Origin of the sequence: Variovorax sp. RTB1 (assembly GCF_035018765.1) — a bacterium.
GTDB lineage: Bacteria > Pseudomonadota > Gammaproteobacteria > Burkholderiales > Burkholderiaceae_C > Variovorax.
In genome coordinates, this window is the sequence record NZ_JASJXG010000001.1 from 20,526 (window position 1) to 37,223 (window position 16,698).

Sequence of the window (16,698 nt, forward strand, 5' to 3'; positions counted from 1 at the left end):
CCTACTTTGCATTTGGAAACGTTCTCGCTGCGGGTGCAGCACTTCTCCAACGCCGGTATCAAGGAGCCGAATCCGGGCGAAACCTTCTACAAGGTTCGGTACGCGTACCGTTTCTAGACAGCGTGCTTGAGCCAGTCCGTGGCGAGTGCCAAATCGTCCAGCCACGCCTTGTAGGCCTGCTCGTGCTCGGCCGGGTCGCCGCGAAGCAATGCGGACGGATGCAACGTCACCAGCACCTTGCGTCCGCGCGGACAGTCATGCCACTGGCCGCGCTCACGCGTGACGGCGACGGGCCTGCCCAGCAAGGCCTTGGCCGCTGTGGCACCGAGCGCAATCAAGGCACGCGGCTGAACCTGTTCGATCTCGCTTTCGAGCCAATGCAGACAGGCGGCAGCCTCGCGTTGAGTCGGCGTTTTATGAATACGCCGCTTGCCGCGCAGCTCGAACTTGAAGTGCTTGACCGCGTTGGTCACATAGAGCTGCTCGCGCGGCCAACCGAGTTGCGCGATGGCTTGATCGAACAGGCGCCCGGCAGGCCCGACGAACGGGCGACCACGCAGATCTTCCTGGTCGCCGGGTTGCTCTCCGACCACCATCAGTGCGGCGTGGACCGGGCCTTCACCGAACACCGATTGCGTCGCGTGTTCACCGATGGGACATTCACGGCACCGGTCGGTCGCTTTCTTGAGGGCGGTCAGCGCCTGCGCGGGGTGGATGGCAACAGTGAGCTCTGCGAAGACGCCGCGACCAACGTCTTCTGGCCCGGCAACGCCCTCGTGCGGCGCATTCGACACCCTCGGCGCCGTCTCACTTGCCACGGGCACGATGCGCCGCGCAGGCTGCGTCGGCGCGGCTTCGACCATGCGTCCGCTACGTGCCATCGCGTCGGCTGCCAGCCCGCTGATGAGTTCGGCCTCCGGCAGGTTGTGCCAGTACTTGACCGGCATCTCCTTTTTCATCATCGCCATCTTGAGGCGCGCTGGATTGAAGATGTTGGCGTAGTAGGTGAGCCACAGGGCTTCGCCCGCGTCGGGCGCGGGTGCATGGCGACGCTCGCCGCCAGGGCCGAAGTGCAGGCGCTCGCCATCCCAGTGCACTGAACGCTCCGGTGTCAGGATGGCCCACTCCATCTGCGTGAAACGTCGCATGAAGAACGGCGCCACGGCTTCGACAATGTGGTGATCGGGCTCGAACCACGCGACGTGCAGTGGCGGCTTTCCCTCTCCGCGCTCAACGGTGCGAAAGCGCACGAAGGCTTTCATCTTGTGCATGTCACGCCGCACCGATTGAGCCATGTGCTGCGCCTTGACACGGCCTGCATCGAGCGGGTCGTGACGCAGCGCGGGCTCATGGACAAGTCTCCACAGCAGGCTGTACAGCAGGCCGAAGCGAGCGGGGTCGTTGTGCAGAATGACCGTTTCGCACAGCGTGACGAAAGACGACGGCACCACCAGGTTGATCGGACCATGCGAATGCGCCGCGACAAGTGGACTGGTCGGCGATACGTCGGAATCCGAGAACAAATCTGCCGCGCCGCTTGCAGGCGTGTGCCATGCGACTTCTGCAGGAGCGATCAGTTTCGCAAGCAGCGCGCGGGCTTCGTTGCGAAAGCCCGGCCAGTCCGTTTCGCTTGCAAGTGAGATGTTCGTGACCGTGAGACCTGCCATGAAACAAGGCTATGACGCAGCGGTCGCGGTCGATGTAGGGATTGAGCGCGCGCCATGGGCAGCGGTCACGCAACCACAGGGCCTCATGCGTCGAACAGAGAACTTTGCACGTGCGCGGGGCGCAGCTGCGCCGCAAGCCGGTGGCTGGTGAGCGTGGGGTCGGGCCGATGATCGGCCGTCACGACGAAAGGCATCACTTTCTTGAGCGGCACATGCAGTCGCGAAAGATCGTCGCTGCGCAATTGCCGCACGCGCCGCGCGATGAGCAGCCGGTCGACCGCCTTCACGCCCAGGCCCGGCACGCGCAACAGCATGGCGCGCGGCGCCACATTGAGGTCCACCGGAAAGCGCTCGACGTGCGCCAGCGCCCACGCCAGCTTGGGATCGACATCGAGCGACAGCATGCCGCCTTGTGCTTTGGGCACGATCTCTTCGTGCGAGAACCCATAGAACCGCATCAACCAGTCGGCCTGATAGAGCCGGTGCTCACGCACCATCGGCGGCGACTTCAACGGCAGCGAAGACGAGGCATCCGGAATGGGGCTGAAAGCCGAGTAGTACACCCGGCGCAAGCTGTAGGCGCCGTAGAGATTGGCGCTGGTCGAAAGGATGGCGACGTCGTCGGCGGCGTCGGCACCGACGATCATTTGCGTGCTCTGCCCAGCGGGCGCGAAGCGGGGCGGCTTGGCGCGGCGCGGTGTGGCGTTTGGCATCGAGACGATCGAGGTGACACTGCTGTCGCGTGCCGCACCTTTGGCGTCGTCGATGTGGACGGCCAGCCGCGCCATCGATCTGCGGATCGCCGTGCCGTCTTTCTCCGGTGCCAGCAATGCCAGGCCCTGCAACGTCGGCAGTTCGATGTTGATGCTGAGCCGGTCGGCATAACGGCCCGCTCTTTGCAGCAGCTCGGGCGACGCGTCGGGAATGGTCTTCAGATGAATGTAGCCGCGAAAGTCGTGGTCTTCGCGCAGCACGCGCGCGACCTCGACGACCTGCTCCATCGTGTAGTCGGGGCTCTGGATGATGCCGCTGGAAAGAAACAGGCCTTCGATGCAATTGCGGCGATAGAAGTCGAGCGTCAAGGTCACCACTTCGTTCACCGAAAAGCGCGCGCGCTGCACGTTGCTCGTCACGCGGTTGACGCAGTACAAACAGTCGTACGTACAGAAGTTGGTGAGCAGAATCTTGAGCAGCGAGATGCATCGGCCGTCAGGTGCATAGCTGTGGCAAATGCCGGAACCTTCGGTCGAGCCGATGCCTTTGCCGCCGACCGAATTGCGCTTGCTGGTGCCGCTCGATGAACACGAGGCGTCGTACTTGGCGGCGTCGGCCAGCACAGCGAGTTTCTGTTGAATATCCACTGGATGAATCTACAGTGGTTATCGGATTCAATCCATACCGTTCGTCTCGTCCGCCTGCCTCAGGCGGCTTGTTTTGACGCGGCCAGCTTCTTCGCGTTGAGTTCCATGAGCAGATACAGCGCCCCGGCGATCGCGAGCGGCGCCCAGTAGTACATCGCCCGATAACAAAGCACTGCCGCGATCAACACGCTGTTGCCGAGCGGTGGCGAGAGCACGGCAATGAAGACCGCCTCGAGCACGCCGAGCCCGGCCGGTACACGCGACAGCAAGCCTGCCACGGCTCCGATCAGCAACACGCCGAGCGCCATCGGATAGCTCACCTTGCCGAGCAGCAGTACATACATGGTGGCGCCCATCACCGCCCAGTTGGCGCACGACATCGCCAACTGCACCAGTGCGACGGGCAACGCGGGCAATGCGATCTCGTGGTCGCGGATCGTCCACTCACGGCGTTTTGAAAACGCGCACAGCAGCAGGTAGGCGAGCGCAATCATTACCAGCACACCGCCGACCGCTCTCAACGCGGCGATCCCCAGATGCCATGTGTCCGGCAACTTGAGCGGCCAGAACAGAAAAGCCGTGCCCGCGAGCAGAAAGTAGCCGAGCCAGTTGGTCAGCATGCTGCTGCCGACGATGCGGGCGATGGTCGTCGGCTCGAGCCCGAGCCGCGAATACAAGCGAACGCGCATCCCCAGTGCACCGACCAGAGTTCCGAGGTTCAGGTTGAACGCATAACTTACGAAAGCGATGGCCATCACCGTTGCCGCCGGCAACTTGTGGCCGGTGTAGTGCCGGCCGACGAGATCGAAGGTGCTGTAGATCAGGTGACTCGACGCGGCCAGCGCGGCACCCAGCAGCAGCACGTGCAGCGGGTAGGCGCGCAGGGTCGTCATTACTTCCGACCAGTTGATGGACCGGGCCTGGATGACCAGCAGCGTGATGACGAACGCCAGGAAGCCCAGCACCACGATGCGCTTGGCCCAAGGCCACCATGGCTTGCTCGTGATGTTGACGATCCATGATCGGCGCGGAGGCATTGGCTGCGACCTGGAGGACCGGGCCGCGGCCGGGGTCATGCGGCTGTGTCCGTCTGCGTAGCGCCCGCCGTTGCGCTGCCGCTGCCTTGCTCACCGGACTCGACCCGTTGCAAGCGCGGCGCATGGCGCGGCAGCCAGCGAATCCACGCGGGATACCAGCGCAGCAGGTGAAAGATGAAAAAGCTGCGCACCAGCCGCCATCCGCTCCACTCGGTAAGGTCCGATGTCTTGATCTGCTTGCAGCTGAGTGCGATCAGCGTGTCGAGGCGATCGGCCAACACGCCGTTGAACTCACGGTCACGCACGATCACGTTGGCTTCGAGGTTGAGCGACAGGCTCAGCGGATCGAGGTTGCTCGAGCCGACCGTGCTCCAGCGATCGTCCATCACGGCGACCTTGCCATGCAGCGGTCGCTCGCAGTATTCGTAGACCCGCACACCGGCATTCAGCAGGTGGTGATACAGCATGCTGGCGGCGGTCTTGACGATTGGCATATCGGGCTCGCCCTGCAGGATGAGCTTTACATCGACACCGCGCCGAGCGGCGCGCCGCATCTCCTGGATCAGGAGATAGCCGGGAAAGAAGTACGCGTTGGCAATCACGACACGCTGCCTGGCCGCGCGAATCGCAGCGCGGTAGTGGCGCTCGATGTCGTTGGTATGACGCCGGTTGTCCCGGCTGACGAAGAGCACATCGGCTGTGCCTGATGGTTGCGCAATGGCGACGTCCACATGTTCTTTCGCGGCCCGAAGCCGCCGCCTGAACCAGCCCGCGCCTTTGCCACCCACCGCGATGGCGTGCAGCACGAAGCGATGGATTTCCACGACGATCGGACCCGTCAACTCGACCACATAGTCCTGCTTGGACTTGGGCCCGTGCGCGATCAGGTGATCGGCCGCATAGTTGATGCCGCCGACGAAGGCGCGCGCCCCGTCGATGACGACGAGCTTTCGGTGCATGCGACGAAAGATGTTGAGGCGCTGCCCGAAGTACCGCTTGCCCGGATCGAACACACGCACCCTGACGCCGACCGAGGTGAGCGACGCCATGTACTCCGGCGACAGATCGGGTGAGCCGAAGCCGTCGATCATCAGGTCGACCTTGACGCCGCGGCTGGCGGCCGACACCAGCGCATCACGCAGCCCCAGGCCGACTTCATCTTCAAACAGGATGAAGGTCTCGATGATCACTTCTCGCTCGGCCTTGGCAATAAGCCCGAACACGCGCGGAAAAAACTCCTCGCCGTTTTCCAGCAGCGCGATAGTGTTGCCGGCGATCCAATGCGCGCTCATGGTTTGGCCCCGATCGTTTACAGCGAGATGTCTGCGACCAGCGGCGCATGGTCGGACAAATGCGACCAGGGCTTGCGCGGCAACACGATGGGCGAATGCACGCCGGCATTGCGCACATAGATACGGTCCAGTTGCAACACGGGAAAGCGTGCCGGAAACGTGCGCGCGGCGCTGCCATTGGCCTGCACGAAGACTTCGTGCAGCGCAGCGCCTTGTTCCAGGATCTCGTGCGCGCGGCCGCGCCAGTCGTTGAAGTCACCGGCGACGATCAGCGCCGCATCGGACGGCACTTCGTCTCGCACGATATGGCACAGCAGTTCGAGTTGCTTCTGACGATGTGCCTCGGCCAGACCCAGATGCGCACAGATGACATGCACATCGACCGGGCGACCCGGAAGGCGCAGCACGCAATGCAACAGGCCGCGTTTCTCCGGCCCGGTGATAGACACATCGTGGTTTTTGAAGTGCACGATCGGGAATTTGGAAAGCACTGCGTTGCCGTGATGTCCCTTGGGATACACCGCATTGCGGCCATAGGCAAATTGCGGCCACATGGTGTCCGCAAGGAATTCGTAGTGCGGTGCCTCGGGCCAGTTGTCGACTTTGCGCGAGTGCCGCGAATGCGTGCCCAGCACCTCCTGCAAAAACACGACGTCCGCGCCGACAGTCCGGACGGCGTCGCGCAGCTCCGGCAGGATGAATTTGCGATTGAGCGCAGTGAACCCTTTGTGGGTGTTCACTGTCATGACCTTGAGGGAAGTGGGTGCGGCTGTCACAGAGTTCAGTTGTAACGGTCACGCGCTTAGTGGGCTGTAGGAACGCGCCACCTTCGCCCTCATTCCTTTCCGACCTTGCCAAAGCTTGCCGAAACCTTTCGTACTCGCCCTCCTCGCTCCTACAACTCTGACTGCTGCGCCCCGACACGGTGCGCGCCAACTGGGGCTACGGTGGAACCAGAGCTTTTCGAGCGGAAGGGCTCATCCATCCATTCTGAAATTCAGTAAAGGACATCGCCATGAAAAACCAACGTCTGTTATCCGTACTCACCGCCACCTTGTTGGGCGTCGGCAGCATCAGCGCAATGGCCCAGGACAAGCCTGCAGCACCCAATCCGTCCAAGGGCGGCGAAGGCAGCACGATCTCGCTCAAGAACGGCACAACCAACCCGCCTCAGCGACCTGACGGCACCGATCCGGTGTCGCGCGAAGCTGTGAAGGCAGAGACGCGCGCTGCCAACCGCGCGAAGACCATTCCAACTGGCGAAGCGAGCACGATGGGCTCGATGACCAAGCAGCCCAACGAGACGCTGCAGGCGACCGGTGACATGTCCCGCAAGGAAGTCAGCATGGCGGGGCGCAAGACCAAGCCGGTGCGTGGTGACAAGGTCGAACGTCCAGACGTTCCCACCAATCCAGCTGCAGGTGGCGGTACGCCGAATTAATTCGGCACTGGCGTGAGGCAAAACAAAAGCCCGTAGCGCGATGAGCGCTACGGGCTTTTTTATGGACGCCGAGGCTGAGCCTTTATGCACTCAGCGTGGATGGCTCATCCCTTGACAGGAGGCGGCGGGCGATGGCCATCCGGGCCGCCCTGACCGTGGTGACCGCGGTGACCGTCGTGGCCCATGTGCGCAGTTTCCGCATCAAAGGTTTTTTGCTGTTCAGGATTCAGGCCCGCGTAGAAGGTCTTCGTTGCTTCCGCCCGCTTCGCGAACATGGCGGTGCGCTCGCTCTGGCGGGCTTGCATGCGCTCGAGACGCTGCGGCGTTGTCAGCTTGGCAAACTCAGCGCGGTCGGGCCGCTGCGGTGGTGGGCCTGCAGGGGGCTGCGTCGACGCGGTGAAGTTGGTCCAGGCACCTTCTTGCGTCGGGCTGAGCTTGAGCTTTTCTTTCAATGCCGCCATGCGTTTGGCCCGGTGCTCCTGCATGCGGGCAAATCGCTTGGCAGGATCTCCGTGGTCCATGCGGCGATGGTCGGCCGCGGGGTCGGCTTTGCCGACGGGAGCCTGAGCAGGGGAGGCAGTGGGCGCAGTCGTCGGCGCCGATGGCGCCGGTTGCGCGAAGGCTCCAGCAGTGACGAGCGTAGCGGTGGCCAGCATGCTGGCCCAGAGAACACGATGGCGGAGTTTGATCATGACGTTGCTTCCTTTTGAAGCCTGCGACCGAAGGGCAGCAGGTGAGGGCAAGTGTGGAAGCCGTCCGTATCGATTCCGTGAGCGCAGCGTGAGCTTGCGTAAAGTTCAATGAACTGTTCAGTGAATCATTTGGGCCGCGGCCGCCTCAATCGTGCGTCAGGCGGGTCGATCCTTCCGGAAACCAGTTGCCGTGAAAGCCTACCGGCACGCGATGCGGCAAGACGGCGGTGCACACCGGGCCCTTGGCGACGTCTTGCGCATCGAAGATGACGAGGTCGCTCGTGTTGCTACGGCCGCGCCACACGGTGGCCAGGAGCCAGCCATCGCCTTCTTCGGCATCAGCGGCGCGGGGCACGAAGATGGCTTCGGAAACCATGTCGGGCGCATCGAAGGTGAACATGTCGCGCGCCCCTGTCGCGTGGTCGATATGGATGACGCTCGCGTACATGCGCACCTCGCCATCGTCCAGCGCGACGTGTCCGGCGAACCACCCGTGGCGATACGCAAACCCGGCGAAGCGCTCGTCCATTCGCGGGAATTCGCCGCGGGTTTCTTCCAGCACCGTTTGCGTGAACTCGTGGGCCGGGTTGTCGAGGTCGAAGGTCCACCGGGTGAGGCGTGAGGGCGTGCGGCTGTCGCCGGCGGGCGAGCCGTCCGGGTACGGAAAAAGCGGCGGCAGGTCGAACTGCATGACGTCGACGAACACGCTGTTGCCGGCTTCCCACGCGTTCATCACATGGAACACGTAGCAGGCCGGACCCGACCACCAGACCAGGTCTTTGGTGCTGCCGTTGCGCGGCATCATGCCGACGCGCGTGCAGTGCGCAGGTTCCCACGCGAAGGGCGGACGGCCCGATTGGGCGCGCTCGCGGCTGGCGGTGAGCGGCATGACAGGGAACATCACGTGCTCGGCACTGACCGCGAAGTCGTGGACCATGCTCGCGTAGGGCGCCTCGAAATGTTCCCGCCGCGTAACGTGGCCTTCGCGCGAGACGGTGCCGAAGCTCATGCCGCTGGAGAGCGACTCGGGCGTGCCGTAGCCGAAGAAGAGCAGCTCGCCGGTGCGCGGATCGGTCTTGGGATGGGCGGTGACGCGGTGCTGCAGGCCGCCGTCGAAGTCCGTGGGGCCCAGCGTGTCGAGGGTGGCCAGATCGATCACGACCGGCAGGTGTGCTTCTTCGAGCGCGAGCACTCGGCCTGCGTGGCCGATGACATTGGTGTTGGCGACGCCGTCCGACGGGCCCGTTTTGATCCAGCGGTTCCGGTAGTGCACCGCGCCGTCGGCGATGTGAAAGGCGTGGAGCATGCCGTCGCCTGAAAACCAATGGGCCTTGGCGTCCGGCACGCGCGGGTTCGGACCGTTGCGGACCAGCGTGCCGCGCAGACTTTCAGGCAATGTCCCGTGCAAGGGCAACGGGCCGACTTCGGTCTCGAAATCGATCGGCGCCAGGTTCGATGGCGCCGCGGTGTGGCGCGGGGTCGCTTCGTTCATGAGAAGGCTCCTGTTCTTCGCGGAAATCGCGGCGCTGGGCTTTCTGTGCCTGCGCGATGCCATCGTATCGGCGGTCTGCTTTTTTAGGGGCATGCCGTCCTAACTCATTCATAAGTTGAATTGGTCACGCGCCTACAGGGAGGATCGGGCAACGGGCGAAGAATGAAGCAAGGGTCGAATCAACAACGTCAGGGAACGCACATGCCAGCGCACGAAGCCGCTCGATGGGAAGCGGAGGATCTTGATTTCTCGCGCATCGTGCTCGGCGACGTACACGAGGACGAGAACCTTTTTTATCTGATCAGTTGTGCCTCTTTCATAGAGAGTGGCTCCGATCTCTACACGCACAACCTGATCGACTTCTTCCGTGGCGATACCGAGGTGGCCGACTGGCTTCGCGATCGCTGGGAGCCGGAGGAGCTGAAGCACGGGCGTGCCTTGCGAGCCTATGTCCAGCACGTCTGGCCTGAGTTCGCGTGGCAGCCGGCCTTCGACGCGTTCCTCCTTGAGTACGCGACCTACTGCAAGGTCGAACTGCTGGCGCCGACGCGGGCGCTGGAGCTGGCGGCGCGCTGCGTCGTCGAGACCGGCACGGCGACGTACTACAGCGCTCTCGCCCAGAGCACGAACGAGCCGTTATTGCACGAGCTGGCTGAGCGCATCGCTGCCGACGAGGTCAGCCACTACAAGAACTTCTATCGCTTCTTCAAGCGGTATCGCGCGCAGGAAGCGCCGGGTCGCGCACGCGTGTTGGCGACGGTCGGCCGGCGCACGCTGGAGCTGAAGAGCGAAGACGCGGACTGCGCGATCAGGCACGTGGCCAGGTCGCACGCGCCGGAGCGTGCCGAAGACTCGGCTTATCTGCAGCAGATCAGCGCGCGCATGAACGCGACCATCCGCCGCAATTTGCGACCGGGCACCACGCTCAAGATGCTGATGCGCCCGCTGGCGCTGCCGCCGGCCTTGCAGGCCATCGTTCAGTGGCCAGTCGAGCAGTTCATGCAGCGCGTGTTCTTGCGCTAGCGCCGCGGCATTGACCTCGCCCGCGCATCAAGGCAGGGCTTCGAGTTCCCAGGATACGTTCTGCCACGCGACGCCGAAACCGGCTGGCGAGACATCGCGTGCCCCTGGATTCCGCAGCGCTTCAAGTGCCCATTCGGCACCGGCAGTGACGCTGTCTACCAGCGGGACCGGCACTTGGGCTGCGATGTCGGCGGCGATGCCTGCGAGGCCCGCGCCGCCGAGGATCACAGCCTGTGCCTTGAACCGATCGGCGGCCTGGCAGCAGGCCTCGGCCAGCAGCTTGCGAGCGCCGACCGGATCGGCGGCGAGTTGCGCGCCGGTGGGCGCTACCGTGTGGATGCCAGCCAGCGTCTGGCCGTAGCCGAGCGCGTTGGCCAGGCGCGAGAGCATCGGCCGCCAGCGGTCGCCGCCGGTCACGATGGCGAAGCGCCCGTGCCACGCGGCGGCCGTGAAAGACGCCTCGGCCAGGCCGCCCACCGGCACGCCAGCGCCATCCCGCAACGCAAAAAGTCCGGGATCGCCGAAGCACCCGATCAGTACCGCGTCCGGCTTGAGTCCTTGCGCTTGCGCCACCGCCCAGCTGTCGAGCACTGCGTGGTTCGCGACCGCGTAGCTGGCTTCGTCCGAGATGTAGGGTGCGCCGAAACGCGCCGTCAACGTGTGCACAGACAAGGCCGGGCCGGCGGCGGCTTGCACGTGGCCCTGCAGCCGCGCGGTGACGGACGCCGAGGTGTTCGGATTGATGACGAGCAGGCTGGGCATCGCGGCGTTGTTCCCGGATCGCTTGGTGTCGTTCGGGTCAGCGGGGCCGCGCGGCACGTCGACGCAGCAGCGCGGCCGAGCCGAGCGCGATCGCCATCACTCCGAACGACACGATGGTGGTCACGGTACCGAGCGCATAGATCGACGGCGTCGTCACCGTCGAGGTCAGTCCCTGCAGTTCGAGTGGCAGGGTATTGACGTCGCCGATGGCCTGCGAGGTGCGTGCGATTTCGTCCCAGCTGAGCGTGAAGCCGAACATGCCGATGCCGACGATCGAAGGGCCGATGAGCGGCAACACGACGAACCTGAAGGCTTGCCACGGCGTGGCGCCGAGGTCGCGCGCGGCTTCTTCGTAAGCCGGGTCGAAGCGGTTGAACACGGCGAACATGATGAGCAGGCCGAAGGGCAAGGTCCACGTCAGGTGCGCGCCGAGCGCCGAAGTAAAGAGGCCGAGGGCTGTGCCATAACCCTCGAGCATGTCGGTTGCGCCGAGTGCCGTCAGTGCTTCCTTGATGCCGGTGTCTATGAGGCGGAACTGCAGTCCGATGCCGAGCGAAATAATGATCGACGGCATGATCAAACTTGCCACCGTGATGAAGAAGAGGGCGTTGCTGCCAGTGAGCTTCTTGCGGAATGCGAGGCCTGCCAAAACCGACAGTACGACGGTGAAGGCCATGACGACGGCGCCGAGAGCGAGCGAGCGCCTGAACGCTGCGCCGATGTCTACCGTGCCGAGGCCTTCCGCGAGTTTGTAGAACCAGTGCAGGGAGACACCGCGCAGCGGGAACGTGAGGCCGCCTTCGGGCCCCTGGAAGCTGAGCACGAAGATCGTGATCATCGGGCCGTATAAAAAGACAACGAAAAGCGCGAAGACGATGGCCAGCGGCCAGAAGCCCGGGGAGCGTTGTTCGCCTATGCGGTTGCTCATGGCGTCACAGTTCCTTCCGGATGTCGACGAGCCGGGTCAGACCCCAGATGATCATGAGCACGACTGCCAGCAGGATCATCGCGTTGGCTGCGGCGAGCGGGAACTGCAGGTACGAGGTCTGTACCTGGATGATCTTGCCGATGGAGGCGATCTGCTGGCCGCCCATCACGCCGATGGTCACGAAGTCGCCCATCACGATGGTGATGACGAAGATCGAACCGATGAGGATGCCGGTGCGCGACAGCGGAACGATGACGTTCCACAGCGTCTGCCAGCCGGACGCTCCGGCGTCGCTGGCTGCTTCGAGCAGACTGCGGTCGATGCGCATCATCGAATTGAAAATCGGCACGATCATGAACATCGTGTAGAGGTGCACGAAAGCGAGCACCACCGAGAAATCGGAGAACAGAAGCCACTCGATCGGGTCGTGGACCACGCCCAGGCTCATCAGTCCCTGGTTGACCAGGCCGTTGCGACCCAGCAGCGGAACCCACGAGATCATGCGGATGACGTTGGAGGTCCAGAAAGGCACCGTGCACAGCACGAACAGCACCGTCTGCATGGTCGACGAGCGCACATGGAACGCGAGAAAGTACGCGACCGAAAAACCGATGAGCAACGTGATGCCCCAGACCAGCAGACAGAACTTGAGCGTGCTGATGTAGGTGCTGAGCGTGACGCAGTAATCACCGTTGTCGGTGAGGTGCGTGCAGCCTTCGAAGATGCTGATGTAGTTGCGAATCGAGATGGCAGGAATGAGCTCGTATTCGTTGAAATTCCACAAGCTGACCATCGCGATCAGCGCCAGTGGAATCAAGAAGAAGAGCAGGAATACCAGCGCGAACGGCGCCGCCTGCCACCATGCCTTCACGGTGTGGCTGGGCAGGGATACGGCGTGACCGGAAGTTGCTGGTGCGCTCATGAATCAATGTTGGAAGAGGAGTGTCGCCCCCGGTCAGGGGGTGGGAGTCGCGACACGCAGTGCGCAGCGACCTGGGGGCGAGCAACAGTGTTCAGGCTGCTACGAACTCGTTCCACTTCTTGACCATGTACTCGTTCTCGTCCATCACCGCGTTCCAGCAGGCGATGCCGCCCATGCGTTCTTCATAACTGCCGCCGTCGCGGATGGCGCCGGTCTTGGCCAGCACATCGCCGTTCGGGCTCTTGATGTCTTGCGAAGCGGGTTTGCCTTCCATCCAGTAGGCCCACTCGTAGCCTTCCATCTTGGCCTTGGCGGTGTCGAGCACGGCGCTGTAGTAGCCCTGACGATTGAGGTACGCGCCGGCCCAGCCGTCGAGGAACCAGTTGATGAACTCGTAGGCGCCGTCGAGCTTCTTGCCGCTCAGGGTGGCCGGCAGACCGAAGCCGGCAGCCCAGGCGCGATAGCCTTCTTTCAGCGGTTGGAAGTTGCAGGCGATGCCCTTGGTGCGCACGGCCGTGACGGCCGGCGACCACATCGACTGGATCACCACTTCGCCCGAGGCCATCAGGTTGACCGACTCGTTGAAGTCTTTCCACAGTGCGCGGAACTGACCGGCCTTCTTGGCTTCGATCAGCGTCTTGATGGTCAGGTCGATCTCGGCCTTGGTCATGTTGCCTTTGTCGGCGTACTTGTGGATGCCCTTGGCTTCCACCACCATGGCCGCGTCCATGATGCCGATCGACGGGATGTTCAGAATGGCGGCCTTGCCCTTGAACTCCGGGTTCAGCAGCTCGGCCCATGAGGTGATGGGGCGCTTGATGAGGTCCGGGCGAATCCCCAGCGTGTCGGCGTTGTAGACCGTGGGGATGAGCGACATGAACTGCGTCGGCGTGGTCGAGAATTTCTTCGACTTTTCGCTTTCGAGGTAGATCACCTTCTTGGGTGCGGTGCCCTGGTCACCGACCTTCTTGCCGGCCACTTCGCCCTTGGTGAAGAGCGCGGTGATCTTGTCGGCGTTCTTGATTTTCTTGACGTCGATGCCCTTCAGGTTGCCGGTCGGCACGATCTTCTTGAGCGAGAAGAATTCGGTGTCGATCAGGTCGAAGCTGTTAGGCGCGGTCACGGCGCGCTTGGTGACATCGTCGGTGGTCACGGCCACATACTGGATCTCGATGCCGGTGTCGGCCTTGAACTTCTCGCCGATGGCCTTGTCCTGGTTGACCGCCGTACCGAGGTAGCGCAGCACGATTTTTTCCTGTGCGTGCACGAAGGGCGCGACGCCCGCAGCAAGGATGCCGGCCATGCCCGCGCCGCCTTGCAGCAGGACGCGGCGCTTGACGCCATTGGCAGAAGAGTTGTCGATAGGGTCGGACATGAGGAGGCCTCCAGGTTTGTGGTTTGAGAGAACGGGATCGAAGGAATCGGGAGCGGTATCGGAAGAGTCGAGGACGCGTGGTCGAAGCGTTGCCGACGTGCCGTCAGGCGGGAATGACCGTCAGCACTTCGGTCGCATCGCGGACGGCCGGCGCCGCGTTGGAAGACGGTGGCGCCCCGCGTTCACCGCGCTCCGACGGCCGCTTGACGCCGGGGCCGAGCACGCGCGCATCGGCTTCATGCCACGACAGCGTGACCTGCTCGCCTTGCACGTAGGGACGGGCCAGAAATGGCGCTTCGCCCAGCAACACCGACACGGTCTTGCGGCCTGGTGCGCCTTGCAGCAACTCGAGGCCGAGCAGCACATAGGTGCCCTGGTATTCCACGTCGGTGATCTGCGCGGCCACGGCGTTCGCGCCTTGGATGGGCTCGCTGGCCGGTGTGATCAGCATGTGGTCGTTGCGCACCGCGATCGGCCCGTTCGGCGTGTCGATCACGTTGTGGCCTCCCATGAAGCGGGCGACGAATTCGCTGGCCGGATGGTTGTACACATCGTGCGGCGAGCCGACCTGTTCGATCAGCCCGTGGTTCATGACGACCATGGTGTCGGCCAGTGCCATCGCTTCTTCCTGGGAATGCGTGACGTGAATGAAGGTCAGACCCAGTTCCTTTTGCCATCGGCGCAACTCGGCGCGCATCTGGATGCGCAGGAACGGGTCGAGTGCCGAGAGTGGCTCGTCGAGCAGTAGCACGCGCGGTTCGGTGATGAGCGCCCGCGCCAGCGCCACGCGTTGCTGCTGGCCGCCGGAGAGTTCAGCGGGCTTGCGCTCGGCCAGATGACCCATGGCCACGCGTTCCAGCAGGTCGCGCGCCTGCTTATGGCGCTGCACCTTGCCGATGCCCTTCATCTTCAGGCTGAAGGCGACGTTGTCGAGCGCGGAGAGGTGCGGAAAGAGCGCGAAGCTCTGAAACATCATGGCCGTGCCGCGGGCTGCGGCGGGCAAGTCGGTAATGTTGCGGTTGTCCAGCAGGATGTCGCCGCTCGACACGGACTCGTGGCCGGCGATCATGCGCAATGTTGTGCTCTTGCCGCAGCCTGAGGGGCCGAGCAAGCAGCAGTAGCTCCCGCTGGCAATGCGCAGGTCGATCTGGTCGACAGCGGCGGGCGTGCCGGCAGCGTATTGCTTGGTCAGCGAGACGATTTCGACGGCCGCGGGCGGCAGGGCAGTGACAGCATCCATTGAGTGCTGTTGTGCAAGACATGTGCCAGTTGTGCGGCGAGCCTTGTGCACATGACTGGTGCACCAGGTTATTCCGCAAGATCGCGAGTGGCGTCGAAATGGGGCGCAGCGGCAGCGCAAAGCATTCGCAAGCTGACGGGAGCCCGAGGTGATCGGTGCCCCAAACCGTGCATCGACAGCGGCGGAAGAAACCCAATTCAGGGCGGTGCGAACTTGGCGGCGGCCACATTCTTGAGCAGCGACTCGCGCTGAAAACGGGTCACGCCACGCACTCCTTCGGCGACCCACTCGGCGCGAGCGGCGTCGATGCTGCCATCGCGTTGCCATTTCTCGACGGCGACCTGCGGGTTGTTCAGCATGGCTGCCATCCAGACGGCTTGGGCGGGTTCGAGCTTGGCAGCGCTGCGCTTGAAGTAGCGTTTGGCGGCCGAGTCGGCACCGCACAGGTCGGTGCCCCAGGGTGCGTTGTCGAGGTACAGCTGGAGGATGCGCGCCTTGCCGAGGGTCTGCTCCATCTCGACGGCGTAGAGCAGCTCGCGCAGCTTGCGTTCGGCGGTGCGGTCGCTGCCGGTGACGAGCAGTCGCGCCAGCTGCTGGGTCAGCGTGCTCCCGCCGCGCTCCACGTGGCCACTCTTCTGGTTGCTGTCGATGGAAGCGGTGAGTTCGGTCAGGTCGTAGCCTGTGTGGGTGAAGAAGCGCTGATCTTCGGCGGCGATGACGGCGCGTGCCAGCCAACTGTCGTTGCTCAGTTTGGCGGGCGAGCCGCAACTGGTGCGGGCGCCGAGCATCGCTTCGGTGCCGAGCCCTTCGACAGTGAACTGCGCGATGCGCGGCTGCAGCGCGAAGGTGCCGGCGGGGAGGGTGAACTGGCCGCGCATCGCCACGCTGCCGCCAATGCGGGCACGTTGCAGCTCGGGCAACGCCGGCGCGAGCACCGCGTACCAGAGTGCGATGGGCGCATCGGGCAGGTCGACGTTGATGGGCAGTGACTTGGGTGTGACGCGGCCGTCCCAGTTGCCGCGCAAAAGAGTGACGCCGGTGGCCCCGGCATTGGCGGCAGGTGTTGCCTCGAGCGTGCCGGCCAGCGCGTTGCCATCTCGACGCACGGTGGCGGTCAGGCGGTCCAGCCGGATCGGTGCAGAGCCCAGTGCTGGCACCGACGCACTGCACGGCGCACACCGCAGTTCGAGTGCGCCGACGCTGTCGTTCCAGGCGAAATGCACGGTGCCGAAACGCGTGTCGAGCGAGCGGCCGTCGAGCCACGGCGCGAACCACTGCGACGTCGCCACGCGGATGGCCGAAGGCACGCTGACATCGAAATCGACCGGACCGAACTTGATGCGCGTCTGCCACTCACCTGCCGCCGGTGCCAGGGTAAAGCGCGCGATCAACGCTGCCGCCACACACGTGGTGATCACCAGGGCCAGCAGCCCGAACAGCACGAAACGCAGCGTCTTCTTCACGGT

At 63.9% G+C, this 16,698-nt stretch carries 15 protein-coding genes and 1 pseudogene; 3 read left to right on the plus strand and 13 right to left on the minus strand.

The genetic code is table 11. The features are described from left to right. Nucleotides 1-24: 24 nt before the first annotated feature. A pseudogene (locus QN397_RS00095) lies at nucleotides 25-117 on the plus strand (acyloxyacyl hydrolase); the annotation flags it as partial. On the opposite strand, the gene QN397_RS00100 reads toward QN397_RS00095, so the two are convergent. From QN397_RS00100 to QN397_RS00120, 5 genes are all read right to left on the minus strand, one after another. Continuing rightward, nucleotides 114-1,667, minus strand: coding sequence for a UdgX family uracil-DNA binding protein (locus tag QN397_RS00100; protein WP_323499694.1), 1,554 nt, complete (start codon nucleotides 1,665-1,667; stop codon nucleotides 114-116). The pseudogene QN397_RS00095 and the gene QN397_RS00100 sit on opposite strands and share 4 nt — an antisense overlap. An 83-nt stretch (nucleotides 1,668-1,750) precedes the next feature. Further along, nucleotides 1,751-3,028, minus strand: a complete 1,278-nt coding sequence (locus QN397_RS00105) for a putative DNA modification/repair radical SAM protein (protein ID WP_323499695.1) — start codon at nucleotides 3,026-3,028, stop codon at nucleotides 1,751-1,753. A gap of 59 nt (nucleotides 3,029-3,087) precedes the next feature. Then, nucleotides 3,088-4,065, minus strand: coding sequence for a YbhN family protein (locus QN397_RS00110; protein WP_323499696.1), 978 nt, complete (start codon nucleotides 4,063-4,065; stop codon nucleotides 3,088-3,090). A 35-nt stretch (nucleotides 4,066-4,100) separates the two neighbouring features. Next, on the minus strand, nucleotides 4,101-5,357 hold the full coding sequence (gene clsB / locus QN397_RS00115; RefSeq protein WP_323499697.1) for a cardiolipin synthase ClsB: 1,257 nt from the start codon (nucleotides 5,355-5,357) through the stop codon (nucleotides 4,101-4,103). Nucleotides 5,358-5,374: 17 nt separating this feature from the next. Beyond that, the gene (locus QN397_RS00120; protein WP_187053755.1) at nucleotides 5,375-6,103 is read right to left on the minus strand and encodes an endonuclease/exonuclease/phosphatase family protein; all 729 of its coding nucleotides are present in this window, start codon (nucleotides 6,101-6,103) and stop codon (nucleotides 5,375-5,377) included. A 269-nt stretch (nucleotides 6,104-6,372) separates the two neighbouring features. Here QN397_RS00120 and QN397_RS00125 point away from each other — a divergent pair, with 269 nt between their 5' ends. Then, entirely contained in the window at nucleotides 6,373-6,798 is a 426-nt protein-coding gene (locus tag QN397_RS00125; protein ID WP_323499698.1) for a serine/threonine protein kinase, read from the plus strand. A 104-nt stretch (nucleotides 6,799-6,902) separates the two neighbouring features. On the opposite strand, the gene QN397_RS00130 is transcribed toward QN397_RS00125, so the two are convergent. Together QN397_RS00130 and QN397_RS00135 are read right to left on the minus strand one after the other, a co-directional pair. Then, the gene (locus QN397_RS00130; protein WP_323499699.1) at nucleotides 6,903-7,490 is read right to left on the minus strand and encodes a Spy/CpxP family protein refolding chaperone; all 588 of its coding nucleotides are present in this window, start codon (nucleotides 7,488-7,490) and stop codon (nucleotides 6,903-6,905) included. A gap of 145 nt (nucleotides 7,491-7,635) precedes the next feature. Further along, nucleotides 7,636-8,982: a carotenoid oxygenase family protein gene (locus tag QN397_RS00135; protein WP_323499700.1), complete on the minus strand. Its 1,347-nt coding sequence runs from the start codon at nucleotides 8,980-8,982 to the stop codon at nucleotides 7,636-7,638. 201 nt (nucleotides 8,983-9,183) lie between these two features. Between QN397_RS00135 and QN397_RS00140 the strand changes: the two genes are divergently transcribed. Beyond that, on the plus strand, nucleotides 9,184-10,005 hold the full coding sequence (locus QN397_RS00140; protein ID WP_323499701.1) for a ferritin-like domain-containing protein: 822 nt from the start codon (nucleotides 9,184-9,186) through the stop codon (nucleotides 10,003-10,005). Nucleotides 10,006-10,032: 27 nt separating this feature from the next. Here QN397_RS00140 and QN397_RS00145 read toward each other — a convergent pair whose 3' ends face one another. From QN397_RS00145 to QN397_RS00170, 6 genes are all read right to left on the minus strand, one after another. Beyond that, nucleotides 10,033-10,767 (minus strand): aspartate/glutamate racemase family protein, encoded by a 735-nt coding sequence (locus QN397_RS00145; protein ID WP_323499702.1) that lies wholly within the window; start codon nucleotides 10,765-10,767, stop codon nucleotides 10,033-10,035. Between the two features lie 37 nt (nucleotides 10,768-10,804). After that, nucleotides 10,805-11,695, minus strand: coding sequence for an ABC transporter permease (locus QN397_RS00150; RefSeq protein ID WP_323496785.1), 891 nt, complete (start codon nucleotides 11,693-11,695; stop codon nucleotides 10,805-10,807). Nucleotides 11,696-11,699: 4 nt separating this feature from the next. Then, the gene (locus tag QN397_RS00155; RefSeq protein WP_323499703.1) at nucleotides 11,700-12,617 is read right to left on the minus strand and encodes an ABC transporter permease; all 918 of its coding nucleotides are present in this window, start codon (nucleotides 12,615-12,617) and stop codon (nucleotides 11,700-11,702) included. Nucleotides 12,618-12,708: 91 nt separating this feature from the next. Continuing rightward, nucleotides 12,709-13,992, minus strand: coding sequence for a PotD/PotF family extracellular solute-binding protein (locus QN397_RS00160; RefSeq protein ID WP_323496787.1), 1,284 nt, complete (start codon nucleotides 13,990-13,992; stop codon nucleotides 12,709-12,711). A 103-nt stretch (nucleotides 13,993-14,095) separates the two neighbouring features. Then, the gene (locus tag QN397_RS00165; protein WP_323499704.1) at nucleotides 14,096-15,232 is read right to left on the minus strand and encodes an ABC transporter ATP-binding protein; all 1,137 of its coding nucleotides are present in this window, start codon (nucleotides 15,230-15,232) and stop codon (nucleotides 14,096-14,098) included. A 197-nt stretch (nucleotides 15,233-15,429) separates the two neighbouring features. Then, nucleotides 15,430-16,695 (minus strand): biosynthetic peptidoglycan transglycosylase, encoded by a 1,266-nt coding sequence (locus tag QN397_RS00170; protein WP_323499705.1) that lies wholly within the window; start codon nucleotides 16,693-16,695, stop codon nucleotides 15,430-15,432. Between the last annotated feature and the right edge of the window lie 3 nt (nucleotides 16,696-16,698).

Excerpts from the sequence above, each read along its gene's own strand:
- QN397_RS00125 (WP_323499698.1), top strand. The coding sequence starts at position 6,373 with ATGAAAAACCAACGTCTGTTATCCGTACTCACCGCCACCTTGTTGGGC.
- QN397_RS00130 (WP_323499699.1), bottom strand. The coding sequence starts at position 7,490 with ATGATCAAACTCCGCCATCGTGTTCTCTGGGCCAGCATGCTGGCCACC.
- QN397_RS00140 (WP_323499701.1), top strand. The coding sequence starts at position 9,184 with ATGCCAGCGCACGAAGCCGCTCGATGGGAAGCGGAGGATCTTGATTTC.
- QN397_RS00110 (WP_323499696.1), bottom strand. The coding sequence starts at position 4,065 with ATGCCTCCGCGCCGATCATGGATCGTCAACATCACGAGCAAGCCATGG.
- QN397_RS00100 (WP_323499694.1), bottom strand. The coding sequence starts at position 1,667 with ATGGCAGGTCTCACGGTCACGAACATCTCACTTGCAAGCGAAACGGAC.
- QN397_RS00120 (WP_187053755.1), bottom strand. The coding sequence starts at position 6,103 with ATGACAGTGAACACCCACAAAGGGTTCACTGCGCTCAATCGCAAATTC.
- QN397_RS00150 (WP_323496785.1), bottom strand. The coding sequence starts at position 11,695 with ATGAGCAACCGCATAGGCGAACAACGCTCCCCGGGCTTCTGGCCGCTG.
- QN397_RS00160 (WP_323496787.1), bottom strand. The coding sequence starts at position 13,992 with ATGTCCGACCCTATCGACAACTCTTCTGCCAATGGCGTCAAGCGCCGC.
- QN397_RS00155 (WP_323499703.1), bottom strand. The coding sequence starts at position 12,617 with ATGAGCGCACCAGCAACTTCCGGTCACGCCGTATCCCTGCCCAGCCAC.
- QN397_RS00165 (WP_323499704.1), bottom strand. The coding sequence starts at position 15,232 with ATGGATGCTGTCACTGCCCTGCCGCCCGCGGCCGTCGAAATCGTCTCG.
- QN397_RS00145 (WP_323499702.1), bottom strand. The coding sequence starts at position 10,767 with ATGCCCAGCCTGCTCGTCATCAATCCGAACACCTCGGCGTCCGTCACC.
- clsB (WP_323499697.1), bottom strand. The coding sequence starts at position 5,357 with ATGAGCGCGCATTGGATCGCCGGCAACACTATCGCGCTGCTGGAAAAC.
- QN397_RS00135 (WP_323499700.1), bottom strand. The coding sequence starts at position 8,982 with ATGAACGAAGCGACCCCGCGCCACACCGCGGCGCCATCGAACCTGGCG.